This window comes from Pseudomonas sp. UMAB-08 (assembly GCF_900095225.1).
Taxonomy (GTDB): Bacteria; Pseudomonadota; Gammaproteobacteria; order Pseudomonadales; family Pseudomonadaceae; genus Aquipseudomonas.
Genome location: NZ_LT607463.1, coordinates 1 through 334, shown reverse-complemented (window position 1 = coordinate 334; position 334 = coordinate 1). Strand labels below are relative to the sequence as shown.

1 protein-coding gene is annotated in these 334 nt (G+C 61.1%); it reads right to left on the bottom strand.

All coding sequences use genetic code 11. The features are described 5' to 3' along the window. A partial coding sequence (locus K0F75_RS25430) for a glycosyltransferase (RefSeq protein ID WP_219064706.1) occupies nt 1-334 on the bottom strand: 334 nt, incomplete at both ends.

The window sequence follows — 334 nt, the reverse complement described above, 5'->3', positions numbered from 1 at the left end:
GAACGGGGCGGCCATGGCGCGGCAGCGCATGGCGTTGAGTAGCTCGGGATTGGCGAAGACCTTGATCGCCCGCGTCAGCGCTTCGGCGTAGCTTTCCACGGTCGATTCTTCGAACAGAAAACCGGTCACACCATCTTCAATGGTGTCGGCCAAACCCCCTGTTTTACGGGCCACCGGCAAGGAGCCGAAGCGCTGGGCGTACATCTGGCTCAAGCCGCAAGGCTCATAACGCGAAGGCATCAGCAAAAAATCGCTGCCGGCAAACATGCGTCGGGCATCCGTTTCGTTGAACCCGATGCGCACGCCGATCTGGCCAGGGAAACGCAGGGCCAGT